Here is a 16,282-nt window from a genome sequence, read left to right on the forward strand (position 1 = left end):
TGGTGGCCCGCAGCACCAATAGACTACGGTAACTGGGCAGGGCGGTGGCTAGCCAGTTCACGCAAGCCGGCCGCCAGGATGAGGTCGTCGGTATTGCCGGCGGGCTGGGCTAGGTCTACCCGTATCGGTGGCTGAAAGTCCTCGCGGGGCGTGCCACGGACATGGAACAGCCGTTCGGCGGGGACATTGGCGCTGATGCCGCTATGCGGCAGAGGGATAGTGTAGGTGGCCCCCAACAACCCGGCCATGGCAGTGCCGACGACCTGGGCACGGCCCAGGCCGTGCAGGCCTATGGCCAGGCCTTCTCCCATGCTGCCGGTCCAATGATCTACCAGTACAACCAGGGGGCGGGTGTACTGGAATGGCCCGCGTGGCTGCACCAGTTCCAGCCAAGCTCGGGCTATGCCGGTTTGCTGGGCTTCCAGCGGCAGATCGTGCCGTTGATAGGCGGCTTCCACCGCAATAAAGCGGCTCATGATGGCGCGGGCTATCTTGCTGTTGCCGCCGCCAGGGGTGTCGCGCAGATCCAGGATCAAGCCCTGGCTGTCGCCTAGCTCGGCCAGGGCTGCATCAAAAGCCGTAATCAGCGCATCCTGGCCCAGACTGTTGTTGAGCCGGATATAGCCGGCGCTACCGATACGCCTGTGGCTCAGGGGCGTGCTGGCCTGTGTGCTGACACCCGCCAGCGTGACCTCCAGCGGCCTGCCGTCTGCCAACAAGCGCAGCTGGCGCTGCTGGTCACGCCTGCCGGCCAGCAGTGAGCGCAAGGCCCAGTCGCGGGCCCGTTGGCTGGTCTGCGGCGCTACCCGCCCAAGTTTTTGCGCCACGGCTACGGCAATGGGCTGGCCCTGTATATGGGTCAATATCATGCCCGCTTGCAAGCCAGCCTTAGCGGCAGGGCTATCAGGCCGCACCTGGACCAGGCGGGCGGTCTCGCCCTGCCAGGCCGCCCACAGGTCGGTGCCCGACGGGACCAGTCGTGGCGAGCTGGCGGTGTTGCGGTTGAGCTGGGTGTGGTCGTCGTGCAATTCTTCCAGCAATTGTTCCAGCACCGTGATGAAGGCAAGCTGATCGCGGGCCTTGGCGGCCAGGGGGCGGTAGTGCGCCACGGCGGCCTGCCAATGCTGTGGCCCGTCGGTGAAATAGGCGTAGTTGGCCGTGACTTCGGTGGCCAGGGTGTCGAAGTCGGCCAAGTAGTCGCTGGCAGACGGGGTGGGGGCGGCCTTGCTGCAAAGGGTGCTGAGCAGCAGGCCCAAGGTGCAGAATAACTTTCTCATGCAGATAGGGGCTTGGCGTAGGTGGATGCCACATTCTCGCCCCCATGCGGCGTTGTGCGTAAAAAATTTCTCCTCGCACAGGCCTGCCTGGGCACCGCAAATTCTGGCACGTGTCCTTTGGAGGCGGGGAGGGCGTGGTAGCCGGCAAGTCCGCTACCTAAAATAAGGGGCAAGGTGCCGGTCCAGCTCAGCGATCACATCGTTGGCCAAGGTGATGCCCCGGCCATCGCGATTGACCAGGGCGTCACTGGCGCAGCCATGCAGGCGGGTGGCCAGGCAGGTGGCCTGCCAGGCGGTGAGGCCTTGTGCCATCAGGGCGGCGATCAGGCCACTCAGCAGGTCGCCTTGGCCCGCATTGGCCAGTGCGGCGCTGCCGCTCTGGTTGACCGCCATGAGGGCGCCGTCGACGATGACGGTACCTGCGCCCTTGAGCACGATGGTGGCATGGTAGCGGCGGGCAAGCGCTGCCGCAGCGTCATAGCGGTGCTGCTGCACCTCGGCTGTGCTGCAGGCCAGGAGCCTGGCGGCTTCGGCCGGATGGGGCGTCAACACGGTAGGCGCCTGGCGCGGGTGGGCGGCCTGGGTGAGGCGCGGGTCGCTGGCCAGCAGGTTGAGGGCGTCAGCATCCAGTACCAGTGCCTGCTGGCTGCTCAGCGCATGGTGCAACAGGTCGGCAGCCGGCGCGCCTTGGCCCAGGCCTGGCCCCAGCAGGATCAGATCAGCCGCATCCATCAGCAGGGTATCGGCCGGACGCAGCATCAGCTCGGGGCGAGCCAGGTCTGCACTGGGTACCGGCCCCAGCAGACCGGCAAAGACCTTGCCGGCGCCTGCCTGTAGTGCCGCCCTGCCGGCCAGCAGGGCGGCACCGGTCATGCCCTCGGCGCCGCCTATGATGCAGATGGTGCCATAGCTGCCCTTGTGGCTGTCGGCCGCACGAGATATGCGGATGGTTTGGGCCACGGTGGCGGTATCCAGCAGGGCGGCCTGATCCAGTGTGGGGGCGTCCAGCCCCAGCTTGTCCAGCAGGCAGAGGCCGGTATAGTCGCGGGCTGCACCGGTTGCCAGCCCACGTGCCTGACCGATGAAGCTCAGGGTCCAGCGGGCCTGTATGGGGGTGCCCAGCAGTGCGCCGCTGTCGGCGTGTACGCCGCTGGGCACATCGAGTGCCAGTATCGGTTTGCCCAACTGGTTGACTTGGGTAATCAGCGCCTGCCAGTTTGGCTCCAACGGACGGTTCAGGCCCAGGCCGAACAAGCCGTCGATGATGACGGTGCAGGCCCTTGTAGGCGCATGGGCGCTCTCGGTGCCGCCGCAGCGCTGCCAGTCGCGGTATGCGGTGGCGGCGTCAGCGGGCAGGTTGCCTGGCCCGGCTGGCATGCAGACTGATAGGGAATAGCCCAACTGCCTCAGCAAGGTGGCGGCAACCAGTGCGTCGCCACCATTGTTGCCCGGCCCTACCAGCACGCCGATGGGTGCGGCCTTGCCGAAGCGACGCGAGATAAAATCGGCGGCGGCGCGTCCGGCACGTCGCATCAGGGGCAGGCCCAGCTTGCGGGCCTGCTGTTCTATCTGGCGTAGCTGCGATACGTTATGGAACATGGAGGCTGAATGCGGTCATAGCAAGAAGGGGCGATGTGTTCTGGATCATAGACTGCCCAGCGTGGCGCTTGTTGATGTAATACCTGCGGCGAGTGTGAGATATGCAATGAAACAGCTGCTGATACTGCATGCCGGGCAGACCGAGGCCGGCCATACCTATGCGCTGGCGCAATCAGCGCGGATCGGTGCTGCTGCGCTGGCGGACGAGGTGGCCACTGTCATGCTGCCGGCGTTGCAGGCAGATCTGCCGGATTTGCTGGCGGCAAAGGGTCTGCTGCTGGTGACGCCAGAGAAGTTTGGCTATATGGCGGGCGCGCTGAAGGATTTCTTTGACCGAACCTTCTACCCCGCCCAGGGCAAGATAGCGGGCCTGCCCTATGCATTGGTGGTGGTGGGCGGCAATGACGGCAGCGGGGCGGTCATGGCGGTAGAGCGTATTGCCCGGGGTTACCCGCTGAAAGCCATTGCCGAGCCCCTGGTGGTCAAGGGGGCGCCCACCGAGGCGCAATTGCAGCGGGCTTGCGAGCTGGGTGAGGCCATGGCGGGCGGCATCGCCATGGGCATATTCTGAAGGAGTGGCAAGTGCCGCAAGGCTGGTGTGTCTATTTACTGCGCTGTGCCGACGATAGCCTCTATTGCGGTATCAGCAATGATCTGGCGGCGCGCATCGATACACACAATCGTGGACGTGGTGCGCGCTATACGCGGGTGCGCCTGCCCGTGGTGCTGGCCTATGCCGAGGCGTGCGAGGACAGGTCCAGCGCCTCGCGGCGGGAGGCCGCCATCAAGAAACTGGACCGCAAGGCGAAGCTGGCCTTGGTGGCAGCAGGATGCAACTGATTGAAGAAAAAGGACTATGGCGCCGATTGGAAGAATCAATCGGCAGGTGCGCTTGAATTGACAGGAACCGGCCTGAAATTCTTGATTGGTTTACTCGGGTATTTGCTGCCCGGTACAATTGACCCCTATCGCATCAGGATCGCATCATGAACGCACCCCACAAGCCCGCGCCTCTCGAGGACGTGCAAAGCTCGCGCGATGTACGCAACATCGCCATCAACAAGGTCGGCATCAAATCCCTGCGCCATCCCGTCAAGGTGGCCGACCGGGCCGAAGGGGTACAGCATACGGTTGCCGGCTTCGATATGTACGTGTATCTGCCCGAGCACTACAAGGGCACGCATATGTCGCGCTTCGTGCAATTGCTGAACAGCCACGAGCAGGCGATCTCGGTGGCCTCGTTCGAGCAGATGGCGCGCGAGATGGTTGGGAAGCTGGAGGCGGAATCGGGCTATATCGAGATGCGCTTTCCTTTCTTCATGAACAAGACGGCGCCGGTATCAGGCGTGCAAAGCCTGATGGACTACGATGTCAGCCTGATTGGCGAGATACGGCAGGGGGTGTTTACCCAGACCATCAAGGTGGTGGTGGCCGCGACCAGCCTTTGCCCCTGCTCCAAGAAAATCTCCGAATACGGTGCGCATAACCAGCGCTCGCATGTGACCATCACCGCCCAGGTGAATGACAGGGTATGGCTGGAGGAGCTGATACGGGTGGCTGAAGAAGAGGCATCCTGCGAGGTCTACGGCATACTCAAGCGGCCGGACGAGAAGTATGTGACCGAGCAGGCCTATGACAACCCCAAGTTCGTGGAAGATTTTATTCGCGATGTGGCCGCCAGGCTCAATGGCGACCCCCGGATAGACCGCTATGTGGTGGAGGTGGAAAACTTCGAGTCCATCCACAATCACTCTGCCTACGCCTTGATCGAGCACGACAAGCGCACGGCCTGAGCCAGGTAAGCATGAAAAAACCGCCCGAGGGCGGTTTTTTTACGGGCCTGTGATGCTGAGCGGCGCTTACTCGTGCACCGGATAGGGCAGTGGCAAGAAGGTGAGTAGCGGGCCTTCTGGGCTGTCGAGGTGGACACCGTGCTCTACGCTGGCCATCTGTACCACAACCAGCGCTTCCCATAGACCTTCGCCAGCCGGCGCGGCCAGGGCAACCTGGCCGCTGGCCTGGCCGTTCATCTCCGGGCTGTAGACAGCCTGCCCAGCCTGCATGGGGGCAGTGGCACTTACCCGGAAGGTACGGCGCTTGAGCTTGCCCAGGTATTGGGTGCGGGCGACGATTTCCTGGCCGGGATAACAGCCCTTTTTGAAGCTGACGGCGCCGATCAGTTCCATATTGGCCATCTGCGCGACAAAGGCCTCTTGGGTTTCGGGCAGTATCCAGGGTATGCCTGCGCGGATGTCCGACAGCGTCCAGGCAGCCGTGCCCGATGGCTGGGCGCCAGCGGCCAGCAGGGCGGGCCAGGCAGCCATGGCGGCGTCGAGCGTCAGGCAGAGCAGCAGGCGATCCTGCCCCAGCCTGGCAAGCAAGCCGCCGGCCAGCTTGATGGTCTGCATGGCTTCGGCCGGTGCCGAGCCGAACACGGCTAGGGCGATGGCGGTGGCTTGCGGGCCATTCAGGCCCAACAGCACGCGCTCATCGCTGGCATCGCTGGCGCGGGTCTTGCTGCGCAATACATACATGCTCAGGCGCTTCTGCACACCTGCCTGCAAGGCGCGTGGCAGCATCAGCAGGATATCGTCGGCTTCACGCAATACCAGAAAGCTGGCCAGCATACGGCCCTTGGGGGTGGAGTAGCTGGAGTACTGGCAACCGTCGGCGGGCATTTTCTTGAGATCGCTGGACACCTGGCCATGCAGGAACGCCAGGGTCTCCTCACCGCTGAAGCGTATCAGGCCGAACTGCTGCAGTGGTACCAGCGCGGTGTCTGCTGCCGCAGTGGGAAAGCTGACCTGACCCTGTTCATCGGTATGTGCGCCCTGGCTTGCCAGGTAAGTGTGCCAATCCATTGCTGATATTGCCTCCAAATGACGATCGCCGACCAGGGGCCGGCGATATCCATACTGATGATTAACTGTCGGCCTAACCGTCGGTAATCACATAGGTTAACGGTTAAAAGATCTGCGTGGTGTTCTCGCTGCTGCCTGGCTTGTAAGCGCCGGCCGAACGCAGCTCGGGGGCATCCAGCGTACCGGCGATGGCCAGCGGCGCGTTGACCACGATGCTGCCGCTGGACAGGCGGGTATTGATACGACCACCCAGCTTGCGCTCGGGGCTGATAGTCAGGCCACCACTGGCCGAGAACTTGCCTGAGTTCAGCTGCAGGCTGCGCAGCGAGACCTGGGTGTCCTCCAGCAGGTATTCGCCCGCCAGGGTATCGAAGCGGGTCTGGCCGCCGCGTTGCAGCACCGATGGACTCTGCGACTTGAGTGGTGTGATCAGGTCGAAGTTATGCAGGTTGCCATCGCGCACCGAGAACTTGACCGACACGCGGCGCTTGGAGAACAGGTTCTCGTAGCTGTCGCCACTGAACTCGAAATCGGCAGTGGCTGCCATGCGGCCGGTGGAGCGGGTGGTCGCACTGGCCAGCGAGATCAGCGGTTCAACCTGCATGCTGCGTGTCTGCAGGCTGCCTGTCAGCTTCCAGCCCTCTACCCAGGTCAGCTGTGCCACACCCACGGCAGGTGAGCCGAAGATCAGTGCCTGGACGTCGTCAATCAGAATGCCGTCCTTGTCGGCCACGCCGCGCAGTATCAGCTGGTCAAAGCGTGCATCGGGGTAAGGGCCGGGGGCTACCCAGTTGTTGGCGGTAAAGTCGAGGCCGAACTTGTCGCCCTCAGGCTTGATGGTCAGGGTGGCGCGCTCGTCTGCATCGGACAGGGTAACCAGCTTGAAGGTGCCGTCCTGATTCAGCTGCAAGGTGCCGGACAGCGGGCCGATCTTGCGTTGGGTCAGCTGTATGGTCAGGTCTTTCAGCTTGAGCTTGGCGAAATTGATATCGCGGCCGCCCGGGTTGGGCTTGAGCCGGCCCGGCAGGGAAAGCGCAAAATCCTGCTTGAACTGGGCTTGCTCCAGTACCACGTCGGTCAGCTCGGTACGCAGATTGATCAGGTTGCGCAGGGTAATGGGCACAATGACCTGACCAATTTCAGCCTCGCCCTGCTTGCCCATGGTCAGCTGCTTGAGCGCCAGTTGGGGTTTGGGGTCGTAGCTGAAAGCGATATCGCTGATGCTGACAGGGATGTCCAGGCGTGCGCTAACTGCCTGTTCGATATCGGCTTTGTAGCTATCGTAGGGGAATAGCAGCGGGATGGCCGCCACGATGGCAACCAGAACCACAACTATGATCAACAGTTTCTTGAGGGCAGACATGAGGCCTTCTTATAAGTTTGAAATCGAAACGGGTGTTGACACGCCAAGCACAGCCTTTTAGTATAGCGGCTTCTTTAGTTCCTCGATAGCTCAGTCGGTAGAGCGCCGGACTGTTAATCCGTAGGTCCCTGGTTCGAGCCCAGGTCGAGGAGCCAAGTTTCCAAAAGCCGCACAGTCGAAAGATTGTGCGGCTTTTGCTTTTTCCGCAAGGGTGTTTGACGCGAAGAATAGTAATCGCTAAAACACCTAGGTGCCTGCCACGGATTTCTGCGACTGCGTATGCGATTAATCATATGGCATGCAACTGGCTGGCGTCGCCAACGTTAAACCGAGAGGATCGCATGACAATGGCAAATGAACAAGCTGCCAAACTGCCCTTGATGAAGCGATTGATCCTTGCCATGCGTGGCGGAGTGGGCGGAGGGCTGTCTGCCATGCTGGTGGTTCTGCTGGTGGCGCTGGTGATTGCCATCGGTGCAGGCGGTTTTCTGGGCGGCCTGGTGATGGCGACCAAGCGTAATCTGCATGCCGAGCAGAACCTGATTGCCCAGGTGAAAACTGCCAAGCAGGCGCAAGCCAAACTGCTGGCAGAGAAGGCAGGGCTGGAAAAGGAACTGGAAGTGGCCAAGGACGCCAGCAGCATGCTGGGCAAGGATGTGGCTACCCTGAAGGAGCAATTAGCCGCCGCCCATGTCGAGCGCGAAACCATGAACAAGGTGCTGGCTGAAATCAGCGAAAGCCTGCGTAGTGGCGGTGCGGCAGCCAATCCCAAAGCCGCCGCAGTGGTGAAGGGCGCCATGCTAAAGTTTGGCGACAAGGAGTGCGAACTGGAGGGCGGCGCCATCAAGAGCAAGGACGATGTGAAATGCCTGAACCTGAAGGATGCCATCGACGCCATGAATAGCGGGCCGGGCGGCTATGGCGCCAAGCCCACCAAGCCGACAGAGGCGCCTGCGGCCAAACCGGTACAGAAAGGGCATTGAGCCGGTTGCCGGCCAGGGTTTTCATACTAGCCTTGGCTGCGGCGGGGAAGTATTTGGCAGTGTAGTTATTTGCCCACGCATTCACCCAGATAGTTGTTCACCGTGCTCGCTGCGCGTTTCCAGCGCGGGTGCACCTAACTCTCGCTACAAAGGGCCTTGCCGAGGATATTTATACGGTCCTCGGCAAGCGGCTTGCTAAGCAGGTGCCTAGTGTCGTCGCGCTACGGTAGGCTGCCGGGCACCGAGTGCCGTGAGCGCCAACATATTCACGCCTGACTGACTTTGCGGCGAGTCTGGCCGTCACCGGGATTGCCGGCATCCAGCCGATGCGTAGCCACACTTGGGTATGCCCAATAGCTAAGAACCCGCCTAGGGGCGGGTTCTTTGCAGGGTACTGCAGTAGCACTAGCCAGCCATCATCACTTCACGCGATTGGCGTACATAAAGCTTTCCAGCCCCGATTCGGCCAAGCTGAACCAGCCTTGCTCGATGCCGCGGAATTTCTTCCATTCGGTATAGACCTTCTTGAACGAAGCATTCTTGGCGGCTTCTTCCTCGTACAGCTCGAAGGTGGCCTTTTGGGCGGCTTTCATGATATCGGCCGGATACTTGTGTAGCTTCACGCCGGCTTGCAGCAACCGCACCAGGGCCTGGGGGTTCTTGGCGTCATACTCAGCCTGCATGGCGATGGCAGCTTCGGCAGTAGCCACTTCAAAGGCGGCCTGGTAGCTCTTGGGGAGTTTTGCCCACTCTTCCAGGTTTACGTAGAAGGAAATCTGCGGACCCGGTTCCCACCAGCCTGGGTAGAAGTAGTTTTTGGCGACCTTGTAGAAGCCCAACTTTTCATCGTCGTAGGGGCCTACCCATTCAGCGGCATCAATGGTGCCTTTTTCCAGAGCGGGGTAGATATCACCGCCGGCCAGCGTTTGGGGGACGGCGCCCAGGCGCGACCAGACTTCGCCGCCTATGCCGGGAATACGGATCTTCAGGCCTTTGACGTCGGCCAGCGATTTAACCGGGTTGCGGAACCAGCCGCCCATCTGGGTGCCGGTGTTGCCGCCGTAGAAGCTGATGACCTTGTAGTCGCGCAGGAACTCCCGCATCAGTTGCAGGCCACCGCCGTAGTACATCCAGGCAGCTTGCTGGCGCGACGACAGACCGAAAGGTACGGCAGTGTCGAAGGCGAAGGTTTTGTTCTTGCCCACATAGTAGTAACCGCAGGTGTGGCAGGCCTGCACCGTGCCGTTCTGTACTGCATCCAGTGCTTGCAGGCCGGGGACGATTTCACCGGCAGCGTGTACCTTGATCTGGAACTTGCCGTCGGTGAGGTCGGACACGCGCTTGGCCAACTGCTCGGCGCCGCCATAGATGGTTTCCAGGCTCTTGGGGAAGCTGGAGGTAATGCGCCATTGAATGCTGGGCTCGGCCGCTGCGATGGCGGGGGCGGATATCCCTGCGGCGGCAACGCCGGCTACGCTGGCCTGTTTGAGAAAACTACGTCTTTCCACGGTCTGCTCCTTCTTCTTGGGTTGGAGTGCGATATGGACCGCACCCATCTACTGAACCAAAACGTAAAGAAACTACGGCGACTTGCCTGCCTCCTCAAGCAGGGCTGCCGCAGGGTCGGGTTCCGGCTCGGCGCCGGCAGGTAGAGTGGCGCCGCTGCCTTCCATCAGAGCTGCACCGCCATCGCCCTCGGTCTGGTCGGGCGCGTCTTGCGGCAGGCTTTGCAGGATTTCTTCGGTGGTCTGCGTGCTTTCCGCCGCCGGGCCATGCAGGGCGTGGGTGACCAGTTTGGGGAAGGCGATCACCAGGGCCACCATCAGGATCTGGATGATGACGAAGGGAATGGCGCCCCAGTAGATATCGGTGGTCTTGATGCTCTTGGGGGCCACGCTGCGCAGGTAGAACAGGGCGAAGCCGAAAGGGGGGTGCATGAAGGAGGTTTGCATGTTCACCCCCAGCATGACGCCAAACCAGACCAGGTCGATGCCCAACTTGGCGGCGATGGGTGCCAGTAGGGGGACGATGATGAAGGCGATCTCGAAAAAATCGAGGAAGAAGGCCAGTACGAAGACCAGGATGTTGACGACCACGAGGAAGCCGACGACGCCCCCCGGCAGGCTGTCGAACAGGTGCTCTACCCAGGCGTCGCCATCCACACCAATGAAGGCGATACGGAAGACCCGGGCGCCGATGAGGATGAAGACCACGAAGGTGGTGAGCTTGAGGGTGGAGTTCATGGCCTGACGAGTCAGGTCCAGATTCAACTTGCCCTTGATCATGGCCAGGATAATGGCGCCGGCGGCACCCATTGCGCCGCCTTCGGTGGGGGTGGCGACCCCCAGGAAGATGGTGCCGAGGACCAGGAAGATCAGCATCAGGGGGGGCACCATGACGAACACCACCCTTTCTGCCGCACGGCTGAGTAGCCCCATCTTGGTGACGCGGTTGACGACAGCGGCGCCAAAGGCGATGGCGATACCGATCAGGGCGGAGACGATAATGCGCTCGTCCATGGGCCTGTCGGTGGCGGCATAGTGGAACTGGTCGTACGCCACGCCGGCCACGATGGAAACGGCCAGCAGTGCCAGTAGGGATGGTGTGCCGCTGGAGCCATTGTCCTCGCGCAGGGTGCGGGCTTCGGGCGGCAGGGCGGGGGCCGCATTGGGGCGCACTACCGTGACGATGAAGACATAGAGCACATAAAGCAGGACCAGGGTCAGTCCTGGCACCAGCGCGCCGGCATACATGTCACCCACCGAGGTACCCAACTGGTCGGCCAGCACGATCAGCACCAGAGAGGGGGGGATGATCTGCGCCAGTGTGCCGGAAGCGGCAATCACACCGGAGGCCACTCTGGCGTCATAGCCATAGCGCATCATGATGGGCAGCGAGATGAGCCCCATGGAGATGACCGAGGCGGCCACAACGCCGGTGGTGGCGGCCAGCAGGGCGCCCACGAAGATGACGGCGTAGGCGAGGCCACCGCGGATGCGCCCAAACAGCTGGCCTATGGTCTCCAGCATGTCTTCGGCCATGCCTGATCGCTCCAGTATCAGGCCCATGAAGGTAAAGAAGGGGATGGCCAGCAGGGTGTCGTTGCGCATGATGTCGAACACCTGCTGCGGCAGGGCTTGCAGCAGGGCAGCGGGCATAAAGCCCAGTTCGATGGCAATGACGGCGAACAGCAGGCCGACGGCAGAAAGCGAGAAGGCAACGGGATAGCCGATCAGCAGAAACAGGATCAGCGAGGCGAACATCAACGGCGCCATGAAGTCGGGGCTCATGCCTTGTCCTCCTGCTTGCGCTGGGGATCCAGGTTCTGGGCAATCACTTCTGCAATCTGGCCGGTGTGCTTCTCCGCCGGATTGGGAATCAGGTCTTGCAGGAAGGCCAGCCGTTTGATGATCTCGGCAACCGCCTGCAGGATCAGCAGGGTAAAGCCGATCGGAATCAGTGCCCAAACGGGCCAGCGGACCAAGCCCCCTGCATCACTGGAGGTTTCGCCCGAAGTCATCATCTGGGTCATGACCGGCCAGGAGAAATACAGTACGGCGATGGCCATGGGAAGCAGGAAGAGCAGCGTGCCCAGGATATCGACCACGGCTTGCTTGCGCGGTGACAGCCGGCTGAGCAGGATATCGATGCGGATGTGCTCGTTGTGCTTGAGGGTGTAGGCCGCTCCGAGCAGGAACATGGCGGAAAACAAATACCACTGGATTTCGAGGAAGGCGTTTGAGCTGGTATCGAACGCCTTGCGGATCACTGCGTTGCCGGCGCTGATCAATACGCAGATCAGTACCAGCCACTTGGCCATCTGGCCGATACGCTCGTTCAGCGTATCGATCCAGCCGGCCAGACGGAGTAATGCTTGCATCTTGGATTGTCCCCCTTGTTCTTGGATGCTCCTTCATCCCAGGCTTGCAACCGTTGCAGGGCTGGCTTGGCGGGATTAGAGCATTCGCACCATAGCATAGGGCGAAAGCTGCTGATAAGCGTGCCGAGGGGGTATTTCCGTAAACCCTGATAACTTGGGAGGCCTGTTGGGTACGTAATGGTGCTGACGGGGGTATTTGTGTTGCCTGAAAAGCAAACAAGCCACCCCGCAGGGTGGCTTGTTCGATGCCGCGAGCTGCGATCAGGCCAGGGCGTTGGCGATGCGCGCCAGGGCTTTCTCGAGATTGCCCATGCTGGTGGCAAAGCTGATGCGGAAATAGCCTTCGGCGCCAAAGGCAGAGCCGGGGACCACGGCAACGTCCTGCGCTTCCAGCAGGTAGCTGCCCAGAGCCAGATCGTTGGGGGCGGCGATCTTGCCTTCCTTGTACAGATTCTGGATGGCCTCGCGGGCGTCTACAAAGGCGTAAAAGGCGCCGCCGGCGGTCAGGCACTTGAGGCCACGGATGCCGTTGAACGTGTTGACCACGAACTCATGGCGCTCGTTGAAGGCCTTGAGCATGGGGGCGAAACACTCAGCCTGCGGGCCATTGAGCGCGGCCTCGGCAGCCACCTGGGAGATGGAGGTGGGGTTGGAGGTGGATTGCGACTGGATGTTCTCCATGGCCTTGATCAGCCACTCGGGGCCGGCGGCATAGCCTATGCGCCAGCCTGTCATGGAATAGGCCTTGGAGACACCATTGAGCAGAATGGTCTGCGGATACAGCTCGGGGCAGGCATTCAGGATATTGGAGAAGGTGGTGCTGCCCAGCATCACGTGTTCGTACATGTCGTCGGAGGCGATCAAGACCTTGGGGTGCTTCTTGAGGACTTCACCCAGGGCCTTGAGCTCGTCCAGGGTATAGACGGCGCCGGTGGGGTTGGAGGGCGAATTGATCACCACCAGCTTGGTGCGGGGGGTAATGGCAGCGGCCAACTGGGCGGGGCTCAGCTTGTAGCCTTGCTCGATGCCACATTCGACGATGACGGGCTTGCCCTCGGCCAGGATGACCATGTCGGGATAGGACACCCAGTAAGGTGCCGGGATGATGACTTCATCGCCTGCGTTGATATAGGCCTGGCAGAGGTTGTAGAAGCTCTGCTTGCCACCGCAGCTGACCAGGATCTGCTTGGCGGTGTAGTCGAGGCCTTGATCGCGCTTGAACTTGGCGACGATGGCGTTTTTCAGGCCAGGTGTGCCGGAAACCGGGGTGTACTTGGTGAAGCCTTTGTTGATCGCGTCAATCGCGGCGGCCTTGATATGGTCGGGCGTGTCGAAGTCGGGCTCGCCGGCAGCCAGGGCAATGACATCACGGCCATCGGCCTTGAGTTTCTGTGCCTTGGCGGTAATGGCAAGGGTGGGCGATTCCTTGATGGCTTGGACGCGATGCGAGAGTTCCACGACAGGCTCCTGAATTAAGCGGGAAAAAACAGAGGGAGGAAGATTCTATCAGCCGCTGGCTGCTTTGTGCGGTGCAAAAACGCCCGGCGCGCCGAGTGGCGGGCCGGGCGTTCCGGATGCATGGGGCTGGCCATGCGGAGCCTGCTTGCGTTGGCTAGAACAGGTAGGCAAATAGGGAGGAATCGCCCTGCACGACCTGGCCATTGATGGTGACGGAACCGGTGGTGCTGGCCGCGGAAATCTCGCCTGTGGGGGTGATGTTAAGCACGAATACCAGGTTGTTGAACACCACATTGTAGGTGGTGCCGGCGTAGGTGTAGACCAGCGGGCCGTTGTAGCTGACGCGGTAGATGCCGTCGGTGTAGTTGTAGTTGAGGCCGAAGGTCAACGAGCCGTTGGCGGTAAAGCCCGGTGCATTGGGTGGGGCGAAATTGCTGAAGGTGAGGGTGCCATCCCAGGTCAGCAGGGTGGGGGCGGGCACTGGGGTGGTGACAAAGCTGATACAGATCTGCCCGGTCATGGACAGGTGCCCGCCAGAGACCTGGGCAAAAAAGTCGCTGCTGCTGTCGATGACGGTGCATTGCGACGGCAGGTTGGTTGCCTGGGCCGTGGGCGCGAGCAGGGCGAGTGCAAGGCCGAAGAGCGCGATAAGTTTTTTCATGGCGAGGTCTCCCAGGGGGCTGGCTTGGAATTCTCAGTCTAGAAAATTGCCAGCCCGGCGCCAGGGGAATCGACGCCACTTATCCGATATTTTTTACCATGACAAAGTCGTCCATAAGGTAGCCATGGCCGATATCCACGGTGACGCTGTCGCGTACGGTAAAGCCGTTGCGAGTGTAAGCCGCGATGGCTTTTGCGTTGTGCTTGTTGACCGCCAGGATCAAGGTGGTGCATTGCCGTGCCTGGGCTTGCGCCACCACGTGCTGCAGCAACTGGCTGCCCAGGCCCTGGCCGTGCAGATCGGGTAGCAGGTAGAGCTTGTCCAGTTTCATTTCGCCTGGCGCGTTGTAGTAATACTGCGCGAAGCCGACGACCTGATCGCCAGCCAGCGCCAGATCAAGCCACTGATCGGGGCCGCTGATCTGGTGCTGTAGGGCGGCAAGGTTGTAGCGTTGGGCCAGCATGTAATCTATCTGCGCCATGCTGATGATGGCCGGGTAATGCTGGCGCCAGATGATATCCGCCAGGGTGGCGATGGTGGGTATGTCGGCGGCAGTGGCGGGGCGGATAGCAATAGGCGTGGGCATGGCGCTGATGGCTCCGGCGGGCACGCTAGGGTGCAACCGCCTCTACGGTAGGGGCTGATGCAGGCAGCCTGGGGGATATCAAACCGCCTTGCGGGAAAAATCCCGGGGGCGGAAGCCCAGTGCAGCCAAGGTGGCAAAGTAGACGAGGGCGCCGACGCCGACCAGCAGGGCCAACTTGCCGGCTTGCAGGGCGTTAGAGCCACCATGCCAGTTGCCCAGCGCTGTCTGTAGCCACCAGAGCAAGGCGGCCATCAGGCTGACGGCCAGGCCCAGCTTGCGGAGGAAGGCGAACCAGCCGGCGGCAGGAGTATAGATATTGCGGCGGCGCAGGCCGGCATAGAGCAGGCCGGCATTGAGGCAGGCGGCCAGGCTGATGGAGAGGGCCAGGCCGGCATGGCCCAGAGGGCGATAGAAGGCCAGGTTGAGCAACTGGGTGACGATCAGGGTGACGATGCCTATCTTCATCGGGGTTTTGACATCCTGCTGGGCATAGAAGGCCGGCGCCAATACTTTGATGGAGATCAGCGCCATCAGGCCGACAGCGTAGGCGCTGAGGGCGTGCTGGGTCATGGCGGTATCGTGGGCATCGAACTTGCCGTGCTCGAACAGGGTGGCGATCAAGGGCTCGGCAATCACGGCCAGGGCCACGGTGGCGGGCAGGGCCAGTAGCCAGCACAGGCGCAAACCCCAGTCGAGCATGGCGGAGTAGTCATCGTCCTGCCCCTGGGTTTTGAGCCGCGCCAGGCTGGGCAGCAGTATGGTACCCAGGGCAACGCCAAGCACACCGGCGGGGAGTTCCATCAACCTGTCTGCGTAATTGAGCCAGGACATGCTGCCGGCCTGGAGCCAGGAGGCAAACTGGGTATTGAGCAGCAGGCTGATCTGGGCGATGGAGACGCCGAACAAGGCGGGCACCATCTGCTTGAGCACCCGGGTGACGCCGACATCGCCCAGGTTGAGCTTGGGCCGGCTGAGCATGCCTATGCGGGCCAGAAACGGGAGCTGGAAGGCCAGTTGGGCCACACCGCCTACCGCCACGGCGATGGCCAGGGCAAAGATCGGCTCCTCCAGATGAGGAGAGAGCAGGATGCCGAAGGCGATCATGGAGAGATTGAGCAAGGTAGGCGTGAAGGCCGGGATGCTGAATCGGTTCCAGGTATTCAGGATGCTGCCAACCAACGAGGACAGCGAAATCAGGAAGATATAGGGGAAGGTGATGCGGGTAAGCTGGACGGCCAGGTCGAACTGGCTGCTATCCTTGCTGAAGCCTGAGGCCGACAGCCAGACGATGGCAGGTGCGGCAATCACGCCCAGTACGGTGAACACCAACAGTACGAGGGTGAGCAGGCCGGCGATATCGGCGATGAACTCGCGGGTGGCATCCTCACCACGCTGCGCCTTGTATTCGGCCAGGATGGGGACGAAGGCCTGCGAGAAGGCACCCTCGGCAAAGATGCGGCGGAACATATTGGGCAGCTTGAAGGCCACCACGAAGGCATCCATGGCGTGGTTGGCGCCAAACTGGTGGGTATTCATCACTTCGCGGGCCAGCCCCAGGATGCGTGACAGCATGGTCATGCTGCTGGTGCGGGCAAGGGCTTTGAGCAGATTCAT

At 61.6% G+C, this 16,282-nt stretch carries 16 protein-coding genes and 1 tRNA gene; 6 read left to right on the top strand and 11 right to left on the bottom strand.

The window, feature by feature from the left end:
- Window positions 1–23 precede the first annotated feature (23 nt).
- Window positions 24–1,277: a S41 family peptidase gene (locus QQK16_RS20650; protein WP_284198389.1), complete on the bottom strand. Its 1,254-nt coding sequence runs from the start codon at window positions 1,275–1,277 to the stop codon at window positions 24–26.
- A gap of 153 nt (window positions 1,278–1,430) precedes the next feature.
- A complete protein-coding gene (locus QQK16_RS20655; RefSeq protein WP_284198390.1) occupies window positions 1,431–2,876 on the bottom strand; it encodes an NAD(P)H-hydrate dehydratase in 1,446 nt (481 codons plus the stop codon).
- A 106-nt stretch (window positions 2,877–2,982) separates the two neighbouring features.
- Between QQK16_RS20655 and QQK16_RS20660 the strand changes: the two genes are divergently transcribed.
- Genes QQK16_RS20660 through folE2 form a run of 4 tightly spaced genes read left to right on the top strand, consistent with a single transcriptional unit; the run spans window position 2,983 to window position 4,669 of the window.
- Window positions 2,983–3,447 (top strand): flavodoxin family protein, encoded by a 465-nt coding sequence (locus tag QQK16_RS20660; RefSeq protein WP_284198391.1) that lies wholly within the window; start codon window positions 2,983–2,985, stop codon window positions 3,445–3,447.
- 11 nt (window positions 3,448–3,458) lie between these two features.
- Window positions 3,459–3,716 (top strand): GIY-YIG nuclease family protein, encoded by a 258-nt coding sequence (locus QQK16_RS20665; RefSeq protein ID WP_284198392.1) that lies wholly within the window; start codon window positions 3,459–3,461, stop codon window positions 3,714–3,716.
- Complete coding sequence (locus QQK16_RS20670; protein ID WP_284198393.1) at window positions 3,717–3,866, top strand: hypothetical protein; 150 nt, start codon at window positions 3,717–3,719, stop codon at window positions 3,864–3,866.
- Window positions 3,863–4,669 carry a GTP cyclohydrolase FolE2 gene (folE2, locus tag QQK16_RS20675; protein WP_284198394.1) on the top strand — a complete coding sequence of 269 codons (807 nt, stop codon included), beginning with the start codon at window positions 3,863–3,865 and terminating at the stop codon, window positions 4,667–4,669. Before QQK16_RS20670 ends, folE2 begins: the two co-directional genes overlap by 4 nt.
- Before the next feature lie 66 nt (window positions 4,670–4,735).
- Here the strand turns inward: folE2 and ygfZ are convergent, their stop codons facing one another.
- Window positions 4,736–5,737, bottom strand: a complete 1,002-nt coding sequence (gene ygfZ, locus QQK16_RS20680; RefSeq protein ID WP_284198395.1) for a CAF17-like 4Fe-4S cluster assembly/insertion protein YgfZ — start codon at window positions 5,735–5,737, stop codon at window positions 4,736–4,738.
- Between the two features lie 103 nt (window positions 5,738–5,840).
- Window positions 5,841–7,100: a hypothetical protein gene (locus tag QQK16_RS20685; RefSeq protein ID WP_284198396.1), complete on the bottom strand. Its 1,260-nt coding sequence runs from the start codon at window positions 7,098–7,100 to the stop codon at window positions 5,841–5,843.
- Window positions 7,101–7,179: 79 nt separating this feature from the next.
- Between QQK16_RS20685 and QQK16_RS20690 the strand changes: the two genes are divergently transcribed.
- Window positions 7,180–7,255, top strand: a tRNA-Asn gene (locus QQK16_RS20690).
- 192 nt (window positions 7,256–7,447) lie between these two features.
- On the top strand, window positions 7,448–8,083 hold the full coding sequence (locus QQK16_RS20695; protein ID WP_284198397.1) for a hypothetical protein: 636 nt from the start codon (window positions 7,448–7,450) through the stop codon (window positions 8,081–8,083).
- 419 nt (window positions 8,084–8,502) lie between these two features.
- On the opposite strand, the gene QQK16_RS20700 is transcribed toward QQK16_RS20695, so the two are convergent.
- The 7 genes from QQK16_RS20700 to murJ form a co-directional block, all read right to left on the bottom strand.
- Window positions 8,503–9,591, bottom strand: a complete 1,089-nt coding sequence (locus tag QQK16_RS20700; protein WP_284198398.1) for a TRAP transporter substrate-binding protein — start codon at window positions 9,589–9,591, stop codon at window positions 8,503–8,505.
- 72 nt (window positions 9,592–9,663) lie between these two features.
- Window positions 9,664–11,373 carry a TRAP transporter large permease gene (locus QQK16_RS20705; RefSeq protein ID WP_284198399.1) on the bottom strand — a complete coding sequence of 570 codons (1,710 nt, stop codon included), beginning with the start codon at window positions 11,371–11,373 and terminating at the stop codon, window positions 9,664–9,666.
- Window positions 11,370–11,963 (bottom strand): TRAP transporter small permease subunit, encoded by a 594-nt coding sequence (locus tag QQK16_RS20710; RefSeq protein WP_284198400.1) that lies wholly within the window; start codon window positions 11,961–11,963, stop codon window positions 11,370–11,372. Before QQK16_RS20710 ends, QQK16_RS20705 begins: the two co-directional genes overlap by 4 nt.
- A gap of 261 nt (window positions 11,964–12,224) precedes the next feature.
- Complete coding sequence (locus tag QQK16_RS20715) at window positions 12,225–13,421, bottom strand: pyridoxal phosphate-dependent aminotransferase (RefSeq protein ID WP_284198401.1); 1,197 nt, start codon at window positions 13,419–13,421, stop codon at window positions 12,225–12,227.
- 154 nt (window positions 13,422–13,575) lie between these two features.
- Window positions 13,576–14,082 carry a hypothetical protein gene (locus QQK16_RS20720; RefSeq protein WP_284198402.1) on the bottom strand — a complete coding sequence of 169 codons (507 nt, stop codon included), beginning with the start codon at window positions 14,080–14,082 and terminating at the stop codon, window positions 13,576–13,578.
- A gap of 79 nt (window positions 14,083–14,161) precedes the next feature.
- Window positions 14,162–14,668, bottom strand: coding sequence for a GNAT family N-acetyltransferase (locus tag QQK16_RS20725; RefSeq protein ID WP_284198403.1), 507 nt, complete (start codon window positions 14,666–14,668; stop codon window positions 14,162–14,164).
- Between the two features lie 78 nt (window positions 14,669–14,746).
- Window positions 14,747–16,282: a murein biosynthesis integral membrane protein MurJ gene (murJ, locus tag QQK16_RS20730; protein ID WP_284198404.1), complete on the bottom strand. Its 1,536-nt coding sequence runs from the start codon at window positions 16,280–16,282 to the stop codon at window positions 14,747–14,749.

Source organism: Chitinimonas prasina, assembly GCF_030160395.1.
Taxonomy (GTDB): Bacteria; Pseudomonadota; Gammaproteobacteria; order Burkholderiales; family Chitinimonadaceae; genus Chitinimonas; species Chitinimonas prasina.

Bases quoted from the DNA above. Each gene is read 5' to 3' on its own strand.
- QQK16_RS20650 (WP_284198389.1), bottom strand. From the start codon at position 1,277: ATGAGAAAGTTATTCTGCACCTTGGGCCTGCTGCTCAGCACCCTTTGC.
- QQK16_RS20655 (WP_284198390.1), bottom strand. From the start codon at position 2,876: ATGTTCCATAACGTATCGCAGCTACGCCAGATAGAACAGCAGGCCCGC.
- QQK16_RS20660 (WP_284198391.1), top strand. From the start codon at position 2,983: ATGAAACAGCTGCTGATACTGCATGCCGGGCAGACCGAGGCCGGCCAT.
- folE2 (WP_284198394.1), top strand. From the start codon at position 3,863: ATGAACGCACCCCACAAGCCCGCGCCTCTCGAGGACGTGCAAAGCTCG.
- ygfZ (WP_284198395.1), bottom strand. From the start codon at position 5,737: ATGGATTGGCACACTTACCTGGCAAGCCAGGGCGCACATACCGATGAA.
- QQK16_RS20685 (WP_284198396.1), bottom strand. From the start codon at position 7,100: ATGTCTGCCCTCAAGAAACTGTTGATCATAGTTGTGGTTCTGGTTGCC.
- QQK16_RS20695 (WP_284198397.1), top strand. From the start codon at position 7,448: ATGGCAAATGAACAAGCTGCCAAACTGCCCTTGATGAAGCGATTGATC.
- QQK16_RS20705 (WP_284198399.1), bottom strand. From the start codon at position 11,373: ATGAGCCCCGACTTCATGGCGCCGTTGATGTTCGCCTCGCTGATCCTG.
- QQK16_RS20710 (WP_284198400.1), bottom strand. From the start codon at position 11,963: ATGCAAGCATTACTCCGTCTGGCCGGCTGGATCGATACGCTGAACGAG.
- QQK16_RS20720 (WP_284198402.1), bottom strand. From the start codon at position 14,082: ATGAAAAAACTTATCGCGCTCTTCGGCCTTGCACTCGCCCTGCTCGCG.
- QQK16_RS20725 (WP_284198403.1), bottom strand. From the start codon at position 14,668: ATGCCCACGCCTATTGCTATCCGCCCCGCCACTGCCGCCGACATACCC.
- murJ (WP_284198404.1), bottom strand. From the start codon at position 16,282: ATGAATCTGCTCAAAGCCCTTGCCCGCACCAGCAGCATGACCATGCTG.